Source organism: Micromonospora sp. WMMD736 (assembly GCF_049179015.1).
GTDB lineage: Bacteria > Actinomycetota > Actinomycetes > Mycobacteriales > Micromonosporaceae > Micromonospora.
Genome location: NZ_JBMHMI010000001.1, coordinates 5,601,189 through 5,617,882 on the forward strand (window position 1 = coordinate 5,601,189; position 16,694 = coordinate 5,617,882).

Sequence of the window (16,694 nt, forward strand, 5' to 3'; positions counted from 1 at the left end):
AAGCGGTTCGCGCCGGGCCGATCGGCTCTGGTGTGCGTCGATCGCTCCGAGTAGCGTGTTGCCTCCAACGCGTGCCGTTCCCCTCCGGAGGCGTACACCACCATGCGTAGCTCCCCCCTGCGCATCCTCATCGTCGGCGCGGGCATCGCCGGCCTGGCCGTGGCCCGAGCCCTGCGCCTGGCGGGCTTCCGGCCGGATGTGACCGACAAGCTGCCGGCCGGGGAGTCGACCGATGTCGGCCTCTACCTGCCCGGCAATGCCGCCCGCGCGCTGCACCGGCTGGACCTGCACGATCCCGTCCGCCCCCTCGGGCAGGTGATCCACCGGCAGCGCTTCTTCGACGCCGCCGGGGTCCCACTCTGCGAGGTCGACCTGGACGCGCTCTGGACCGGAGTCGGGGAGTGCCGGGCACTGCCCCGTAGCGACCTGCACCGGGTCCTGCTCAGCGGCGCCGGCGGCGCCGTCCGGCACGGCGCCGAGGTCCGCACCCTCGAGCTACTCCCGGGCGCCGTCGGCGTCACCTTCACGGACGGCACCCGCACCGAGTACGACCTGGTCATCGGCGCCGACGGGCCGCGCTCGTCGGTCCGGACCCTGGCCGCCCTCGGCGGGCCGCCCCGCCCGGCCGGGCACGTCGTCTACCGGGCCGTCCTGCGCGACGGGCCGACCCTCACCGACTGGACCGCGCTGCTTGGGCAGCGCTGCGGCCTGCTGCTCGTGCCGATCGGGGAGGGGCGGCTGCACTGCTACGCCGACGAGGCGGGCACCGAGCCGCCCGCCGACCCGTCGGCCCGACTGCGGGAACTCTTCGCCGACTACCGGGGCCCGGTGCCCGAGGTGCTCGACACACTCGACCGGGTGGACGTCGGAATCACCGACGAGGTCGACCTGGGCCGCTGGCACCGGGGCAGGGTGCTGCTGGTCGGCGACGCCGCCCACGCCACCGCGCCCACCCTGTCGCAGGGTGCGGCGATGGCGCTCGAGGACGCCGTGGTGCTGGCCGAATCGCTGCGCGCGGCCGGCAGCGTCGAGGCGGCGCTGATGGCGTACGAGAGTCGTCGTCGCCCGCGTACCCGATGGGTGGCCGACCGGACCCGGGACCGCAACCGGACCCGGGACGTGCCGCCGGCGCTGCGCGACCCGCTGCTGCGCGGACGCGGCGGCCGGATCTTCGGGGAGCACTACCGGCTACTGGTCGGCCCGCTGTAGGCCCGTAGTAGATCGTGTCACGCCACCCCACGCGGCGCTGCGACCTGCCGGGGACTATCCTCCTTGCGGATGACGGCCCGCCGATAAGCAGCGTGAGCCGAGCGGGACAACCGAGAACCGGAGGCCACTCGTGACCACCGTCGCACCCAAGCCGGTCGTGACCCGGCCCTGGCCGGTCCGGGAGCCGGTCAAGGGGTCGGCCATCGCGCGGCTGCTGCGAACCACGGACGCGAAGCAGATCGGGATCATGTACATGGTCACCGCGTTCGTGTTCTTCCTGATCGGTGGCCTGATGGCCCTGGTCATGCGGGCTGAGCTGGCCCGACCCGGGCTGCAGTTCCTGTCGCCCGAGCAGTACAACCAGCTCTTCACGATGCACGGCACGATCATGTTGCTGTTCTTCGCGACGCCGATCGTGTTCGCCTTCGCGAACTACATCGTGCCGATCCAGATCGGCGCACCCGACGTCTCCTTCCCCCGCCTGAACAGCTTCGCCTACTGGCTGTACCTGTTCGGCGGCACGATCGCGACCGCCGGGTTCATCACCCCGGGCGGCGCCGCCGACTTCGGTTGGTTCGCGTACGCGCCGCTGAGCAGCGTCGAGCACTCGCCCGGCGTCGGCGCCAACATGTGGATCATGGGTCTGGCCATCTCCGGTCTGGGCACCATCCTCGGCGCGGTGAACATGATCACCACGGTGCTCACCCTGCGTGCGCCCGGCATGACCATGTTCCGGATGCCGATCTTCACGTGGAACATCCTGGTCACCAGCCTCCTGGTGATCCTGGTCTTCCCGCTGCTGGCCGCCGCGCTGTTCGCGCTCGCCGCGGACCGCATGATCGGCGCCCACGTGTACGACCCGGCGACCGGTGGGCCGATGCTCTGGCAGCACCTGTTCTGGTTCTTCGGGCACCCCGAGGTGTACATCGTCGCGCTGCCGTTCTTCGGCATCATCAGCGAGATCATCCCGGTGTTCTCCCGCAAGCCGATCTTCGGCTACAAGGGTCTGGTCGCCGCGACCGTCGCGATCGCCGCGCTCTCCATGAGCGTGTGGGCGCACCACATGTTCGCCACCGGCCAGGTGCTGCTGCCGTTCTTCAGCTTCCTGAGCTACCTGATCGCGGTGCCGACCGGTATGAAGTTCTTCAACTGGATCGGCACCATGTGGCGCGGCCAGATCAGCTTCGAGACGCCCATGCTCTGGGCGGTCGGCTTCCTGGTCACCTTCCTCTTCGGTGGTCTCACCGGTGTGCTGCTGGCCAGCCCGCCGCTCGACTTCCACGTGTCGGACTCGTACTTCGTGGTGGCGCACTTCCACTACGTGCTCTTCGGCACCATCGTGTTCGCGGTCTTCGCCGGCATCTACTTCTGGTTCCCGAAGATGTTCGGCCGGATGCTCGACGAGCGCCTGGGCAAGGTGCACTTCTGGCTCACCATGATCGGTTTCCACACCACCTTCCTGGTGCAGCACTGGCTCGGCGCCGAGGGCATGCCCCGCCGCTACGCCGACTACCTGCCCGGTGACGGCTTCACCACGCTGAACACGATCTCCACGATCGGCGCGTTCATCACCGGTATCTCCACGCTGCCGTTCATCTACAACTGCTGGAAGTCGTACAAGACCGGCCCGGTGGTCGAGGTGAACGACCCCTGGGGTCACGGCAACTCGCTGGAGTGGGCGACCAGCAGCCCGCCGCCGCTGCGCAACTTCGACCGGATGCCGCGCATCCGCTCCGAGCGGCCGGCGTTCGACGCGAAGTTCCCGGAGCTGGCCGCCGGCCAGAGCGTGGCCGGTCCGCCGGAGGGTGGCGCCAAGCCGCTCACCAGCGAGTCGGACGGCGGCGCCACCTACACCGAGGACACCGCCAGCAACGTCGACCGGCACTGACGCTCGACCCAGCTCGTACGACGGGCGCCGCCCCCGGAACCACCGGGAGCGGCGCCCGCCGCGTCATATAGCCCGCGCCCGCGCTCTCCGCGCCCTCCGCGCGCCGATCTTGCACTTTCTGTCCTCACCAACGGGGATGAAACTGGCGAAACGGCGACAGTTTCTGCAAGATCGGCGCGGGAAGGGTCGGGTCGCTCGCTCGTGAGCGCGGTCCAGCGGCAAGATCCGCGCAACTTCCGGGATGTTGCTGTCTCCCACGCTCAGGGAAGCAGCAACATCAGGGAAGTTGTGCGGATCTTGGTGCCGGGGTGCCGGGGTGCCGGGGTGCCGGGGTGCCGGCGTGCCGGCGTGCCGGGGTGCCGGGGTGCGGGGGTGCTAGTGGGTTGTGGTGGTTAGTTCGTGTTCGGTGGGGGTTGTTGTCGGGAGTGGGGTGTCGGCGGTGCGGCGGCGACGTAGCTCGACGGGGAGCACAGCCAGCGTGACCAGGACGCCGAGCGCGCCGGTCACCACGAAGCCCCAGAGCGGCGTACGTGCGTCGATCACCGCGCCGGCGAGTGGTGCGCCGATCGCGATGCCGACGGTGACGGCCGAGCCGTGCAGGCCCATCGCCTCGCCGCGTACCTCGGCCGGGGCGAGTCGGCTGACGGCGTCGGCGGAGGCTGCGATGGTCGGCGCACAGAGCGCGCCGGCCGGGATCAGCGCCAGGCACAGCAGCCACCAGTGTGCGCCGCCCAACCCGACCGGGATGGTGCAGAGCGCGAGCGCCGCGGTGAGCGCCAGCGGTGACAGCGAGCGGTGCACGGCTCCGTAGGCGAAGCCGCCGACCAGCGAGGCGACCGCCCAACAGGCCAGCACGACGCCGGTCCAGCCGATCTCGCCGCTGGCCCGCAGGACGGCGACCACCGCCACGTCGGTCCCCCCGAGGACCAGGGTGGCGGCGGTGCTGAGCGCCAGTACGGCGAGCAGCCGGGGCGTCAGCCACTCCCGGCGGGGCACCCGACGTCGTGGGCCGACCGGCTCGGCCGCGCCACGGATCGGCGGGTTCAGGAGCCACAGCGCGGCCCCGGCGGCGACGATGCCGGCGCCGACGAGGTACATGGTGGTCTGCGCGGAGATCGCGGTGACCAGAGCGACCGCCAGCGCCGGACCGATCATGAAGGACAGTTCGACGGACATGGAGTCCAGCGCGTACGCCGGCCGCCGTTGATCCTCGGGAGCCAGTGCGGCGATCGACTGGCGGACCACCGAGAAGATGGGTAGGGCCAACGAGCCGGCCACGAAGGCGGCTGGCAGCAGCAGCGGGTATGCCAACGAGGGGGCGGTGGTCCAGAACACCGCCTCGGCGAGCCCGGTGAGCATCAGCACCGGCCGCAGGCCACGGCGGTCGACCAGGCGGCCGAGCAGCGGACCGCCGATCGCCGCGCCCACGGTGATGGCGGCGCCCACCAGGCCTGCCGCAGCGTACGTCCCGTCCAGGTCGAGCAGCACGTGGAAGGTCAGGGTGACCCCGGTGGCCGTGAGCGGGATGCGGGCGAGGACGGCGACCAGCAGCAGCGACCGCAGGCCGGGCAGGGCGAGCGCTGTCCGGTAAGGCTTGATGTTCATGTTGGTCCGTACCTCCGGCGACATCCTCGACGGGTCGCGGACCGTTGGCCAACCAATTACCGCCTCATGCGGCCCTGATCACAGCCTCGCCGTGCAGGACCACGCCGGCGCCGTCCATGGCGCGCAGCGCCACGTCGGTGGTCTCCGGCGCGACTGCGGCGGTCAGCTCCAGCAGGACCGTGGTGGCGAAGCCCTCGCGGGCGGCGTCGAGCGCGGTGGCGCGGACGCAGTGGTCGGTGGCGATGCCGACCACGTCGACGGTGTCCACGTCGTGCCGGCGCAGCCAGTCGGCCAGGCACTCGCCGTCGTCGGCGTGGCCCTCGAAGCCGGAGTACGCCGCGGCGTGCTCGCCCTTGTGGAAGATCGCCTCGACCCGTCCGGTCTCCAGCTCCGGGTGGAACTCCGAGCCGCTGGTGCCGACCACGCAGTGCCGTGGCCAGGACTCCACGAAGTCCGGCGGATCGCCGAAGTGCGGGCCCGGATCGATGTGGTAATCCTTCGTGGCGACCACGTGCCGCCACCGCTCCGGCTCGGTGGCGAGCAGCCGGGAGATCCCGGCGGCCACCCCGGCGCCGCCCGGGACGGCCAGCGAGCCGCCCTCACAGAAGTCGTTCTGCACATCCACGATGATCAGCGCGTTGGCCATCGGGGGTCCCTTCGAGGTCGGATCAGGGGGCTCAGCCGGCGGGTACGACGGTGACCGGCACGGCGGGGTCACCCGCGGAGAGCTTCAGCCCCTCCCACGGGATGGAGATGAGGCACTCGCGCAGGTGTTCCCGGGACTCGTCGAGGGTCGGCAGGGCCACCGGCTCGCCGTCGACGACGTACGAGCGCTGGAGCAGCCGGTCGTTGGCCTGCCGGTCGGGCACGCCCTGCGGGACGATGATCTCTTCCGTGGCGGTGCCGGTGGGCTTGTGCCGGCGGACCGCCACCTTGCGCCCCCCGATGGTGGCCTTGTGCTCGGATCGCTTCACCACCGGTCGGCCGTCGACCTCGACGAGCTTGTAGACCAGCCCTGCCGTGGGCGCTCCGGAGCCGGTGACCACGGCCGTACCCGCGCCGTAGATGTCGACGGGCTCGGCGGCCAGCGCGGCGATGGAGTATTCGTCGAGGTCGCCCGAAACGATGATCTTGGTCTCGGTCGCGCCCAGGGAGTCGAGCAGCTCCCGGGACTGCTGCGCGATCACCGCCAGGTCGCCCGAGTCGATCCGGACCGCCCGCAGCTCCGGCCCGGCCACCGCGATGGCGTTGCGGATGCCCTGCGAGATGTCGTACGTGTCGACCAACAGCGTGGTGTCCTTGCCCAGCGTGGCGACCTGCGAGGCGAACGCCGCCCGCTCGTCGTCGTGCAGCAGCGTGAACGCGTGCGCCGCCGTGCCCGCCGTGGGGATGCCGTAGCGCTCGCCCGCGGCGAGGTTGGAGGTGAACCGGAAGCCGGCCAGGTACGCGGCCCGCGCCGCCGCCACGGCCGCCTCCTCGTGTGCCCGCCGGGACCCCATCTCGATCAGGGCGCGGCCCCGGGCGGCGGTGACCATCCGGGCTGCGGCGGCCGCCACCGCGCAGTCGTGGTTGAGCACGGACAGCGCCACCGTCTCCAGCACCACACACTCGGCGAAGCCGCCCGAGACGGTCAGGATCGGCGAACCGGGGAAGAACAGCTCACCCTCGGCGTACCCGTCGATGTCGCCCGTGAAGCGGTAGTCGGTGAGCCAGGCCGCTGCCGCGTCGTCGACCACCCCGGTGCGTCGCAGGAAGTCGACCTCGGCCGGGTCGAACCGGAAGTCGCGGATCAGCTCGATCAGTCGCGCGGTGCCGGCGACGACGCCGTAGCGTCGGCCGCTGGGCAGCCGGCGGCTGAACACCTCGAAGACGCAGCGGCGGTCGGCGGTGCCGTCCTTGAGTGCCGCGCTGACCATGGTCAGCTCGTAGTGGTCGGTCAGCAGCGCGGGGCGGAGGGTGCTCACCGTCCCAGCCTAAGGTTCAGGCCGAGTCGTCGCCCTCGTGCCCCGGGATCGACCGCAGCGCGGCCCACAACTCGGACCGGCCGGTCACGCCGAGCTTGGCGTAGATCCGCTGTAGGTGGTTCTCCACCGTGCGGGCGGAGAGATACAGCCGCTCGGCGATGGCTCTGCTGGTCGCGCCGTGCGCGGCGAGGCGCGCCACCTGCCACTCGCGTTCGGTCAGCACCGGCGCTCCGGCCCGTAGCGCCGGCGTCCGGATCAGGTTGCACCGCCCGAGCAGCCCCGCGAGCCGTTCGCGTGCCTCGCCGGCCGCCGCCGAGTGCTGCTGACGCAACAGGTGCAGGGCCTGGGCGGTGGCCTCGGCCGCGTACACGGTCAGCTCCAGCGCGGCGTAGTCGTCCGCGACCGACAGCAGGTCCGGGGCCGAGTCGGTCACCGCCGCCCGTGCGTGCCGGGCCAGCAGCGGCGGCAACACGCCGTCCACCCGCTCGGACAGTTCGGCGAGGCGCTGCGCCACGGTCCGCCGCCCGCCGTCGGAGCAGGTGGGGCCGATCGGCGCGCCGGCCTGGTCCAGCCGGACCAGGTCGTGCAGGACGTGCACCTCGTGCCCGGCGAAGCCGTCCGCGCGCAGCCGGTCGGCCAGGTCGCTGAGGTGCTTCGCCGCGCCCGGCAGGTCACCCGAGACGGCCAGCACCGCGCCCCGGGCCTGCTCCAACCACGGGTAGAGCACCGCCATGCCCGGCGCGTGCGTGCGGTCGGCCTCGGCCATCGCCTCGGTGGCCTGCGCCGCGTCGCCGCGCAGCGCCGCCGCCTGGGCCCGCTCGGCCTGGGCCAGGCCCGCGTAGACCCGGCTGGTCGCCAGCACCGCGCAGGCGCCCAACGAGGTACGCATCGCCGCGTCGCTCTGCCCCCGCAGCCGGGCGGCGTACGCCGCGAGGATCGCCAGGTAGCCGGTGCCGAGCCGAAAGTCACCGGCGCCCGCCAGGTCGGCGAACTCGTCGGCCACGATCGCGTCGATCCCGACGAGATCGCCGGTGAGCATGAGCCGGGTGCCGCGCGCCAGCTCCAGGGCCAGTTGCAGGTACGGCATGTCGGTGCGCCAGCACGCGGCGGCCGAGTGCACCTGCGCGACGGCCGCGCCGCTTCGCGTCAGCTGACCCTCGGCGGCCTGGACGTACGCGATGGTGCTGCGGGCCAGCTCGCGGGCGGCGATGCTGGCCGCCGGCCGGTCCAGCACGGTCTGGCTGAGCCGGACGGCGGTCGCCGTGTCGAGCCGGTGCAGCCGCATGATCGCCTCGAAGGCCTGCACACGGGCCCGGTCGGCGGAGTCGCCGAGTTGCTCGACGCGGCTCGCGATCTCCTCCACCGTGGACTCCCGACTGAGCCCCCAGTAACTGACCATGCCCCGGACGGTCAGCCATCGGCAGAGGCGGCGCTCGTCGCCGGGCTCCAGGGTCACCGCGTCGAGAACGGTGAGCGCCTCGTCCGGTCGGTCGGCGAACATCAGGATGGTGGCCAGCAGCTCCGCCGCGTCCGAGCCGCCGTCGGCGTGCAGCGCCGCCCGGGCCAGACGGGTGGCCAACGGTACGTCGTACCGGGTGAACGCCTGCATCGCGGCGTCCACGAGCAGGGCGGCGTCCTGCGCGGTGCCGGAGTCGAGCCGCCACACCGCCACCCGCAGCAGGTCGTCGCGGCGGCGCTTGCCGACCTGCTCCAGCAACTCGGCGAGGTGCGCCTGGAGGCGTCGGGTGCGGCTGACCGGGCATCGGCGACGCATCACCTCGCCGTAGAGCGGGTGCGCGAGGCGTACGTTGGTCCGCCGGTCGTGCTGGACGACGGTGATCAGCCCACGCTCCTCGGCGAACTCCACATCGGACTGCTCGGCGGCCTGGTTGAGCAGGTGCAGCCCGAGCGGCTCACCGAAGGCGACCAGCTCGACGACCGTACGGACGCCGTCGGTGAGCTGCCCGACGCGGGTGTCGATCAGGTCGGTGAGGCTGGGCGCCAGCTCCAGTCGCCCGGTCCACTTCCAGAGGCCGTAGGTGCGCTTCAACTCCTCGCTGCCGCTGGCGGCGTGCACCAGCTCACGCAGCAGCAGCGGGTTACCGGCCGACAGCCGTCCGAGCCGGTCGGCGGAGTTGGCGTCGACCGGTCCGCCCAGGATCGCCGCCAGCAGGCCGGCGGTCTCCGACGGCGGCATCGGGGTCAGCTCGACGTGTTCGACCAGGTCGTCGGTCCACAGCGCGCGGATCGGCAGCGGGATCTGCTCGCCGTCGCGCAGGGTGCCCACCACGGTGGCGTTGTCCGCGCGGGCGACCAGGTGCACGAGCGCGGCGGACGGTGGGTCGAGCAGGTGGGCGTCGTCGATGGCGAGCACGATCCGTCGGCCGGCGGCCTGCTGTTGCAGGACGCCCAGTGCCCAGCGCAGGATGCCGGCGGGGGAGAGCCCCTGTGGCTGCTCCGCCGGGAGGACCTGCACCAGCCCGCCGAACGGCAGCGCCGCGGTGGTGGCGCTCGCCGCGATGGACCAGATGGCGTACCGGTCGGTGGGCAGGGTGTTGACGCCCTCCCGCAACAGCCGGCTCTTGCCGATGCCGGCGCTGCCGCTGAAGAAGAGCCCCCGGCCGGCCTCGCCGGTAACCGCCGCCAGCAGGCGGTTGAGTTCATCGGTCCGGCCGACGAACTTCCATCGACTCATCCGCGCAGCATATCCATCGAATTCCGTCCGCGCCCGCATCGTCACGCACCGAAGTTGAGTAGTCGCACAATTACCGCTGAGTACTTGCGGTATTCCGCCTGGTCGGCAGGCCGGACGTACTCTTCGGGCATCCGGGTAATGTCACCGGAATTTCCATCCGACCGGCGTGCCGGTCGCCAGCCCCGGGAGGCCACCCGATGCAGCAGGGCCCTCTCCCCTCACTCGACTCGCCCGGCGACATGGCCGGCTCAGCCGATCTGCCGGCCTGTGGCCCGCTGCCCACCGAGGTCGACGTGCCCAGTCCCCGGGCGGACGAGCCGCTCGGCGTGGTCGCCGTCGGTCCCGCCGGCGCCGACCGGCGTGCCGTGCTCGCCACCCTCGTCGGTCTCGATCCGGTGATGCTCACCGTGCCGGCCGGCAGTTGGCTGGTGGTCCGGCACGCCAAGGTGCCGACGCGGGCGGCGTTCGTCCCGGGCTACCGCCAGCCGCACTCGTACGGCGCGGACCGGGACGCGGCCGGCCCGGCACTGGCCCGCCCTCCCCGACGGGTCGAGCTGAGCGTGCCCGAGCCGCTGCTGCGCCACTTCACCCTGATCGACACGCCGGACACCGGCGCGCTCGGCGTGGCCGGCGTCCGGGTGCTGCGCGACGCCGTCGGGCGGGCCGGCGCGTTGCTCTTCGTGATCGCGGCCGACCAGGCGTTCACCGCCCACGAGTTGAACCTGCTCGCCGAGGTGGCCGCGGGCCCGGTGGAGGTCGTCTTCGCGGTGACGCCCGGCACGGCCGGTTGGGCGCCGCTGGCCGACGGCACGGTGACGACGGAGGACACGGGGGCGTCCGTCCCGCCGACGGTCGGTCGTTCGGGGGAGGTGGACCCGGTCGCGGTGACCGTCGCGGCGCACCGCGCGGCGCTGCTGGCCGCCGTCCCCGCCCTGGCCGCCGCGCGCTGGTTCCCGGTCGACGGCGTCGACACCGCCGCCGACCTACGCCGGGCGCTGGTGGGCTGGTCGGCGACCGAGGGGTTGCAGCGCGCCAGCACCGAACCGCCCGTGCTGCCGGGGCAGCACGGGCGGGTGGCGGTGGCCGCCGACCCGGGCGACTGGTCCGAACAGCTCGACCGGCAGGCCCGCTCCTGCGCCCAGCGGATCCGGCAGCACCTGGCCCTGGAACTGGCGAACATCCACCTGCGGGCCGTTCAGGAGATCGTCTTCGGGGTTGGCTGCGCAGGCCTTCCCGATCTGCTCGACCGGGAGATGGCGGCACTGTCGCTGCTGGCCACCGCGCAGTGCGACCAAGCGGTGCGGGGCATCGTGGCCGACACCACCGCCCAGGTGCTCGGCACGCCGCCCACGGAGGGTGTACGTCGTCGGATCGCCACGGCCATCCAGTACGGCCTGGCCGACCATCGCGCGGGCCGCGACCTGGACCGGGTTCTGCTGGTCACCAGTACGGCGGGGGTGGCCGGACTGACCGGCGTCGAGGCGATCGACGCGCTCGCCGGTTACCCCACGGCAACCCGTGACGAGGTGCTTCCGCCGATCGCGGTGGCGCTCTCCGGCGGATGCTGGCAGCAGTGGCGCACCCCGGGAAAGGACGACCACAGCGCAGCGCGGGCCTGGTCGCAGCGCGCGCTGCGGGAGGTCGAGTTGGAGCTTTCCCGCGAGATCTCCCGGCGGTTCGAGGTGATCCGTCTCTCGCTCGGCGTGGTGCTGTCCGATGCGATCGAACACGGCATCCTGCTTGCCTGAGAGCGTGCCCGCCGTGCGGCTCGACCTCGCTGGGCGCCTCGCTTCCCCCGAGGTGCGAGGCGGCTTCGCGGCGGGCACGACGGGCGATCGGTATTCGTCCGGCGTTCCGGTTCCTCGGTTCCGGGAAACCGGTGGCACGATGGGGGGCATGGCGGCTCCACAGGTTGCACCGGTCGAGACGCCGGCCACTGACGAGGTGCCGGCGCCCGACCGGCAATGGGTGACGATCGTGTGGGACGACCCGGTCAACCTGATGACGTACGTGACCTGGGTCTTCCAGAAGCTGTTCGGCTACAGCCGGGAGAGGGCGGAGCAGCTCATGCTGGACGTGCACCACAAGGGCCGCGCCGTGGTCTCGACGGGCGCCCGCGAGCGCATGGAGCACGACGCGTCGCAGCTGCACGCGTACGGGCTCTGGGCGACGGTGGATCGCTCGTGAGCGCGAGGAGTGAGCCGGGGTTGCGAGCCCCGCAGTCGCGAACCAGGCAGGCATCGTGAGCGCGAGGAGTGAGCCGGGGTTGCGAGCCCCGCAGTCGCGAACCAGGCAGGCATCGTGAGCATGTTCCGGCGGCAGGCGGGCCGCTACGTCGCCACCTTCGCCGTCGACGAGGTGCGGGTGCTGCGCAAGGTCGCCACCGAGGTGGTCGGCCTGCTCACCGACGGCTTCGACCACACCGACCCGGTCGTCGGCCGGCTGTTCCCGGCGGCGTACCCGGAGGACGCGGCCAGCACCGCGGAGTTCCGCCGCTACACCGAGGGTGACCTGAAGACCGCGAAGATCGACCAGGCCGGGGCGATCCTGGCCGCGCTGCCCGACGATGCCGGCGGCGAGGTGCGGTTGGACGCCGAGGCCGCGGAGGCGTGGCTCCGCGCGCTCAACGACGCACGGCTGGCGATGGGCGTCCGGCTGGAGATCAAGGACGGCACGGACCTGGGCGAGGAGCTGGACGACGCGGTGACCGAGGATCCGGGGTCGAGCCGGGTGTTCCAGCTGTCGGTCTACGCGTACCTCGGATATCTCCAGGAGTCGCTGCTCAACGCCTTGATCGACTAGGCGTGACCCGCACCACTTCAGAGCCCTGCCCGGTAGGCGTTAGGCTGGTGCACGTGCTGAGCATCGACCGGTCGATCATCGACGCGATCGTCGCCCACGCGCGCCGGGACCACCCCGACGAGGCGTGTGGCGTCGTCGCCGGTGCCGTCGGCAGCGACACCCCGACCCGGCACATCCCGATGGACAATGCGGCGCGGTCGATGACCTTCTACGAGTTCGACTCGATGGAGCACCTGCGCGTCTGGCGGGAGATGGACGACCGCGACGAGGAGCCGGTGGTCATCTACCACTCGCACACCGCGACCGAGGCGTACCCGTCGCGCACCGACGTGTCGTTCGCGGGCGAGCCCAACGCGCACTACCTGCTCGTCTCGACCCGTGAGCCCGACTCGGAGGAGATCCGGTCGTTCCGGATCGTCGACGGCGTGGTGACCGAGGAGCCCGTCCAGATCGTGGAGGCCGGGGTCGATCCGCACGCCGTGCAGTCCTACATGTTCGGGCAGAGCCCGGCGACGGTCGACTACGAGTGTTCCGGCCGCTGACCCGTCAGCGTCCGCACCCGTTTCTTCCCGTCACCGTTGGCACACCCGATCAAGGAGCACGACATCATGGCCATCGAAGTTCGCATCCCCACCATCCTGCGTAGCTACACCGGCGGCGCCAAGGTCGTCGAGGGCGCCGGCGACACGCTTGGCGACCTGCTCACCGACCTGGACTCCCGGCACGCCGGCCTGCGCGGCCGACTGGTCACCGACGCCGGCGCGCTGCACCGCTTCGTCAACGTCTACGTCAACGACGAGGACGTGCGCTTCCTCGGTGCGCTCGACGCCAAGCTCTCCGACGGCGACAGCGTCACCATCCTCCCGGCCGTGGCCGGCGGCGCGTTCGGCTTCGCGGCGGCAGCCGCGATCAGCTCGCACAGCGCGGCGGCAGCCGCGATCAGCTCGCACAGCTCGGCAGCGGCTCGCGACGCCGTCGCCGCTCGCTGAGGGCGGCCGTCGTGGCGCGGTACGACAGCCTGCTCGACGCGTGCGGGGGTACGCCGCTCGTCGGGCTGCCCCGGCTCTCCCCGACGGTGCCCGACGGTGCGCCGGCGGTGCGGCTCTGGGCCAAGCTGGAGGACCGGAACCCGACGGGCAGCATCAAGGACCGCGCGGCGCTGTTCATGGTCCGCGCGGCGGAGGAGGCGGGCCGGCTCCGGGCCGGTGACACCATCCTGGAGCCGACCAGCGGCAACACCGGTATCTCGTTGGCGATGGTGGCGAAGCTGCGGGGGTATCGGCTGGTCTGCGTGATGCCCGAGAACGTCTCGACCGAGCGGGTTCAACTACTCCGCATGTACGGGGCGGAAATCATCTTCTCCGAGGCGGCGGGCGGCTCGAACCAGGCCGTCGCGACGGCCAAGCAGATCGCCGCCGACCACCCGGACTGGGTGATGCTCTACCAGTACGGCAACGAGGCCAACGCGCGGGCGCACTACGAGACGACCGGTCCGGAGTTGCTGCACGACCTGCCCACCATCACGCACTTCGTCGCCGGACTGGGCACCACCGGCACCCTGATGGGCACCGGGCGCTACCTGCGCGAAAAGGTGGAGGGCATCCAGGTCGTGGCGGCCGAGCCGCGCTACGGCGAGCTGGTCTACGGGCTGCGCAACATCGACGAGGGGTACGTCCCGGAGCTGTACGACGCCTCGGTGCTGTCCCGCCGTTTCTCGGTCGGTACGCGGGACGCCGTGCTGCGCACCCGTCAGCTCGTGGAGGTGGAGGGCATCTTCGCCGGGTTCTCCACGGGCGCGATCCTGCACGCCGCGCTGGCGGTGGCGCACGAGGCGGTCCGCGCCGGCCGACGTGCCGACGTGGCGTTCGTGGCCTGCGACGGCGGCTGGAAGTACCTGTCCACCGGCGCGTACGGCGGCACCCTCAGCGACGCCGAGGACGCCCTCGAGGGTCAGCTCTGGGCCTGAGGGCCGATATTTCGGGCGAACGGGCCGTCGGCGTACGCGTCGACGGCCCGTTCCGCGTCCGGGCTCGCTGTGAGCAGGTGTCACGTTAGTGACAACTTCCAACGGATGATTCTTGTCCTCGGGTACCCCGGCGTAGGCTGCGCAGCGTGGCGTACGCGTCGGTAGAGATCATGGCCGGTACGACCGCCGGCAGAGATACTACCGACAGTGACAGTGAGAAAACCCGATGCGACTGACTGTCCTTGGGTGTGCCGGCAGCTTCCCGGGCCCCGAGTCACCGTGCTCCGCCTACCTCGTCGAGGCGGACGGCTTCCGTCTCCTGGTCGACTTCGGCTCGGGGTCGTTGTCCAGCCTCCAGCGCTACGTGGGGCTGCACGCTCCGGACGCGATCCTGCTGACCCACCTGCACTGTGACCACATCCTCGACGCGGTGACGTACGTGGTGGTCCGCCGGTACGCCCCCGAGGGCCCCTACCCGGCGCTGCCGGTGTACGCCCCGGCCGGCGCCCCGGACCGGCTCAGCGCCGCCTACGGCGACGACGGCACGGTGGACGACGTCTACCAGTTCTACGCCCTCCAGCCGGGCACGTTCCCGATCGGGCCGTTCACGGTCACCGTCGACCGGGTCAACCATCCCGTCGAGACGTACGGCGTGCGACTGGAACATGATGGCCGGTCGCTGTGCTACTCGTCCGACACCGCTCCCTGCGAAGCGCTGCTGCGGTTGGCCCAGAACGCCGACGTGTTCCTGTGCGAGGCCAGCTACCTGGACGGCGTGGACAATCCCCCGGATCTGCACCTGACCGGGCGAGAGGCGGGTGAGATGGCGACCAAGGCGGCGGTGGGTCGGCTGCTGCTCACCCACCTGGTCGCGGCCTGGGGCAGCGAGGCGCACACGCTGGAGTCGGCGGCCGCCACGTACAGCGGGCCGCTCGAAGTGGTCCGGGCGGGCGCCAGCTACGACATCTGACCGCGTCGCGGACGGTGTGGTGCCGTACTGTTCGCCGGTCGGCACCGCACGCGGACGTGCCGCGCGGGGCACCCGGGGCGGGGTGGATCCTCGCACCGCATAGGGTGCAGGCATGGCGCGACCTGACGGGCGAGGGCCCTCTCAACTTCGACCGGTGACCCTGACCCGAGGCTGGAGCACCCACCCCGAGGGGTCGGTGCTCGTCGAGTTCGGCGGCACCCGGGTGCTCTGCACGGCGAGCGTCACCGAGGGCGTGCCCCGCTGGCGCAAGGGCTCCGGGCTCGGCTGGGTGACCGCTGAGTACGCGATGCTGCCTCGGGCCACCAACACCCGCTCCGACCGGGAGAGCGTCAAGGGCCGCGTCGGTGGGCGTACCCACGAGATCTCCCGCCTGATCGGTCGCAGCCTGCGCGCCTGCATCGACCTCAAGGCGCTCGGCGAGAACTCGATCGTGCTCGACTGCGACGTGTTGCAGGCCGACGGAGGTACCCGGACCGCCGCGATCACCGGCGGGTACGTGGCACTGCACGACGCGGTGGGCTGGCTGGCCGCCCGCAAGGCCCTCGCCGGCAAGCCGGAGAAGGTGATGCACCGCTCGGTGGCCGCCGTCAGCGTCGGGATCATCGCCGGGGAGGCCCGCCTGGACCTCTGCTACGAAGAGGACGTGGCCGCCGAGGTGGACATGAACGTGGTGTGCACCGGCACCGGCGACTTCGTCGAGGTGCAGGGCACCGGCGAGGCGGGCGTCTTCGCCCGCGACCAGCTCGACAGCCTGCTCGACCTGGCCGTGGCCGGGTGCGCCGAGTTGGCCGAGGCCCAGCGCGAGGCTCTCGCGTGAGCGCGAGGAGTGAGCTTGCGAGCCCCGCAGTCGCGAACGAAGGTGACAGCGTGAGCGCCAGGAGTGAGCTTGCGAGCCCCGCAGTCGCGAACGAAGGTGATTCAGCATGAACAAGGTCCTGCTGGCTACGCGGAACCGCAAGAAGCTGGTGGAGCTTCAGCGGATCCTGGACGGCGCGCTCGGCGCGCACCGGATCGCCCTGCTCGGCCTCGACGACGTCGAGGAGTACCCGGAGCTGCCCGAGACCGGCCTCACCTTCGGCGAGAACGCGCTGATCAAGGCGCGGGAGGGTTGCCGGCGGACCGGCCTGCCGACGATCGCCGACGACTCGGGCATCGCCGTGGACGCGCTGAACGGGATGCCGGGGGTGTTCAGCGCCCGGTGGGCCGGCAAGCACGGCGACGACCAGGCGAACCTCCAGCTCGTGCTGGACCAGATCGCCGACGTGCCGGACGAGCACCGGGCGGCGTCCTTCGTCTGCACGGTGGCGCTCGTGCTGCCCGGCGGCAAGGAGCACCTGGTCGACGGCCGGCAGCCCGGTCGGGTGCTGCGCGCGCCGCGTGGTGACGGCGGGTTCGGCTACGACCCCATCTTCCAGGGCGACGGTCAGGACCGGACCAACGCCGAGCTGACCCCGGCCGAGAAGGACGCGGTCAGCCACCGGGGCAAGGCGCTGCGGGAGCTGGCCAAGCTGGTCGCCAAGGTACTGCCGCCCGCCGCCTGACGGGCGCGAGGTGCTGCCGCCCGCCGCCTGACC

At 72.0% G+C, this 16,694-nt stretch carries 15 protein-coding genes; 11 read left to right on the forward strand and 4 right to left on the reverse strand.

What is annotated here, in order from left to right; genetic code table 11:
* The first annotated feature begins 102 nt into the window (after window positions 1-102).
* Together ACN269_RS25290 and ctaD are read left to right on the forward strand one after the other, a co-directional pair.
* Window positions 103-1,209, forward strand: coding sequence for an FAD-dependent monooxygenase (locus ACN269_RS25290; RefSeq protein WP_421474753.1), 1,107 nt, complete (start codon window positions 103-105; stop codon window positions 1,207-1,209).
* Window positions 1,210-1,339: 130 nt separating this feature from the next.
* Complete coding sequence (gene ctaD / locus ACN269_RS25295; protein WP_421474754.1) at window positions 1,340-3,097, forward strand: cytochrome c oxidase subunit I; 1,758 nt, start codon at window positions 1,340-1,342, stop codon at window positions 3,095-3,097.
* A 375-nt stretch (window positions 3,098-3,472) separates the two neighbouring features.
* On the opposite strand, the gene ACN269_RS25300 is transcribed toward ctaD, so the two are convergent.
* From ACN269_RS25300 to ACN269_RS25315, 4 genes are read right to left on the reverse strand one after another with little or no spacing between them, the layout of a single operon-like run.
* Window positions 3,473-4,726 carry an MFS transporter gene (locus ACN269_RS25300; RefSeq protein WP_421474755.1) on the reverse strand — a complete coding sequence of 418 codons (1,254 nt, stop codon included), beginning with the start codon at window positions 4,724-4,726 and terminating at the stop codon, window positions 3,473-3,475.
* 40 nt (window positions 4,727-4,766) lie between these two features.
* Window positions 4,767-5,348, reverse strand: coding sequence for an isochorismatase family protein (locus ACN269_RS25305; protein WP_421474756.1), 582 nt, complete (start codon window positions 5,346-5,348; stop codon window positions 4,767-4,769).
* 31 nt (window positions 5,349-5,379) lie between these two features.
* Window positions 5,380-6,666 carry a nicotinate phosphoribosyltransferase gene (locus ACN269_RS25310; RefSeq protein ID WP_421474757.1) on the reverse strand — a complete coding sequence of 429 codons (1,287 nt, stop codon included), beginning with the start codon at window positions 6,664-6,666 and terminating at the stop codon, window positions 5,380-5,382.
* Window positions 6,667-6,682: 16 nt separating this feature from the next.
* Window positions 6,683-9,361: a LuxR C-terminal-related transcriptional regulator gene (locus ACN269_RS25315; protein ID WP_421474758.1), complete on the reverse strand. Its 2,679-nt coding sequence runs from the start codon at window positions 9,359-9,361 to the stop codon at window positions 6,683-6,685.
* A gap of 197 nt (window positions 9,362-9,558) precedes the next feature.
* Here ACN269_RS25315 and ACN269_RS25320 point away from each other — a divergent pair, with 197 nt between their 5' ends.
* From ACN269_RS25320 to rdgB, 9 genes are all read left to right on the forward strand, one after another.
* A complete protein-coding gene (locus ACN269_RS25320; protein WP_421474759.1) occupies window positions 9,559-11,109 on the forward strand; it encodes a hypothetical protein in 1,551 nt (516 codons plus the stop codon).
* A gap of 148 nt (window positions 11,110-11,257) precedes the next feature.
* Entirely contained in the window at window positions 11,258-11,548 is a 291-nt protein-coding gene (clpS, locus tag ACN269_RS25325) for an ATP-dependent Clp protease adapter ClpS (RefSeq protein ID WP_234581506.1), read from the forward strand.
* 120 nt (window positions 11,549-11,668) lie between these two features.
* A complete protein-coding gene (locus tag ACN269_RS25330) occupies window positions 11,669-12,163 on the forward strand; it encodes a DUF2017 domain-containing protein (protein WP_421476559.1) in 495 nt (164 codons plus the stop codon).
* A 53-nt stretch (window positions 12,164-12,216) separates the two neighbouring features.
* Window positions 12,217-12,705 carry a M67 family metallopeptidase gene (locus ACN269_RS25335; protein WP_355052048.1) on the forward strand — a complete coding sequence of 163 codons (489 nt, stop codon included), beginning with the start codon at window positions 12,217-12,219 and terminating at the stop codon, window positions 12,703-12,705.
* 66 nt (window positions 12,706-12,771) lie between these two features.
* Window positions 12,772-13,152, forward strand: coding sequence for a MoaD/ThiS family protein (locus ACN269_RS25340; RefSeq protein ID WP_421474760.1), 381 nt, complete (start codon window positions 12,772-12,774; stop codon window positions 13,150-13,152).
* Window positions 13,153-13,163: 11 nt separating this feature from the next.
* The gene (locus ACN269_RS25345; RefSeq protein WP_421474761.1) at window positions 13,164-14,129 is read left to right on the forward strand and encodes a PLP-dependent cysteine synthase family protein; all 966 of its coding nucleotides are present in this window, start codon (window positions 13,164-13,166) and stop codon (window positions 14,127-14,129) included.
* A 226-nt stretch (window positions 14,130-14,355) separates the two neighbouring features.
* A complete protein-coding gene (locus tag ACN269_RS25350; protein ID WP_421474762.1) occupies window positions 14,356-15,099 on the forward strand; it encodes an MBL fold metallo-hydrolase in 744 nt (247 codons plus the stop codon).
* A 112-nt stretch (window positions 15,100-15,211) separates the two neighbouring features.
* Window positions 15,212-15,937, forward strand: a complete 726-nt coding sequence (rph, locus tag ACN269_RS25355) for a ribonuclease PH (protein WP_421474763.1) — start codon at window positions 15,212-15,214, stop codon at window positions 15,935-15,937.
* 106 nt (window positions 15,938-16,043) lie between these two features.
* On the forward strand, window positions 16,044-16,661 hold the full coding sequence (gene rdgB, locus ACN269_RS25360; protein WP_421474764.1) for an RdgB/HAM1 family non-canonical purine NTP pyrophosphatase: 618 nt from the start codon (window positions 16,044-16,046) through the stop codon (window positions 16,659-16,661).
* The last annotated feature ends 33 nt before the right edge of the window (window positions 16,662-16,694 follow it).

Excerpts from the sequence above, each read along its gene's own strand:
- ACN269_RS25290 (WP_421474753.1), top strand. The coding sequence starts at position 103 with ATGCGTAGCTCCCCCCTGCGCATCCTCATCGTCGGCGCGGGCATCGCC.
- ACN269_RS25300 (WP_421474755.1), bottom strand. The coding sequence starts at position 4,726 with ATGTCGCCGGAGGTACGGACCAACATGAACATCAAGCCTTACCGGACA.
- ACN269_RS25305 (WP_421474756.1), bottom strand. The coding sequence starts at position 5,348 with ATGGCCAACGCGCTGATCATCGTGGATGTGCAGAACGACTTCTGTGAG.
- ACN269_RS25315 (WP_421474758.1), bottom strand. The coding sequence starts at position 9,361 with ATGAGTCGATGGAAGTTCGTCGGCCGGACCGATGAACTCAACCGCCTG.
- ACN269_RS25320 (WP_421474759.1), top strand. The coding sequence starts at position 9,559 with ATGCAGCAGGGCCCTCTCCCCTCACTCGACTCGCCCGGCGACATGGCC.
- clpS (WP_234581506.1), top strand. The coding sequence starts at position 11,258 with ATGGCGGCTCCACAGGTTGCACCGGTCGAGACGCCGGCCACTGACGAG.
- ACN269_RS25330 (WP_421476559.1), top strand. The coding sequence starts at position 11,669 with ATGTTCCGGCGGCAGGCGGGCCGCTACGTCGCCACCTTCGCCGTCGAC.
- ACN269_RS25340 (WP_421474760.1), top strand. The coding sequence starts at position 12,772 with ATGGCCATCGAAGTTCGCATCCCCACCATCCTGCGTAGCTACACCGGC.
- ACN269_RS25350 (WP_421474762.1), top strand. The coding sequence starts at position 14,356 with ATGCGACTGACTGTCCTTGGGTGTGCCGGCAGCTTCCCGGGCCCCGAG.
- rph (WP_421474763.1), top strand. The coding sequence starts at position 15,212 with ATGGCGCGACCTGACGGGCGAGGGCCCTCTCAACTTCGACCGGTGACC.
- rdgB (WP_421474764.1), top strand. The coding sequence starts at position 16,044 with ATGAACAAGGTCCTGCTGGCTACGCGGAACCGCAAGAAGCTGGTGGAG.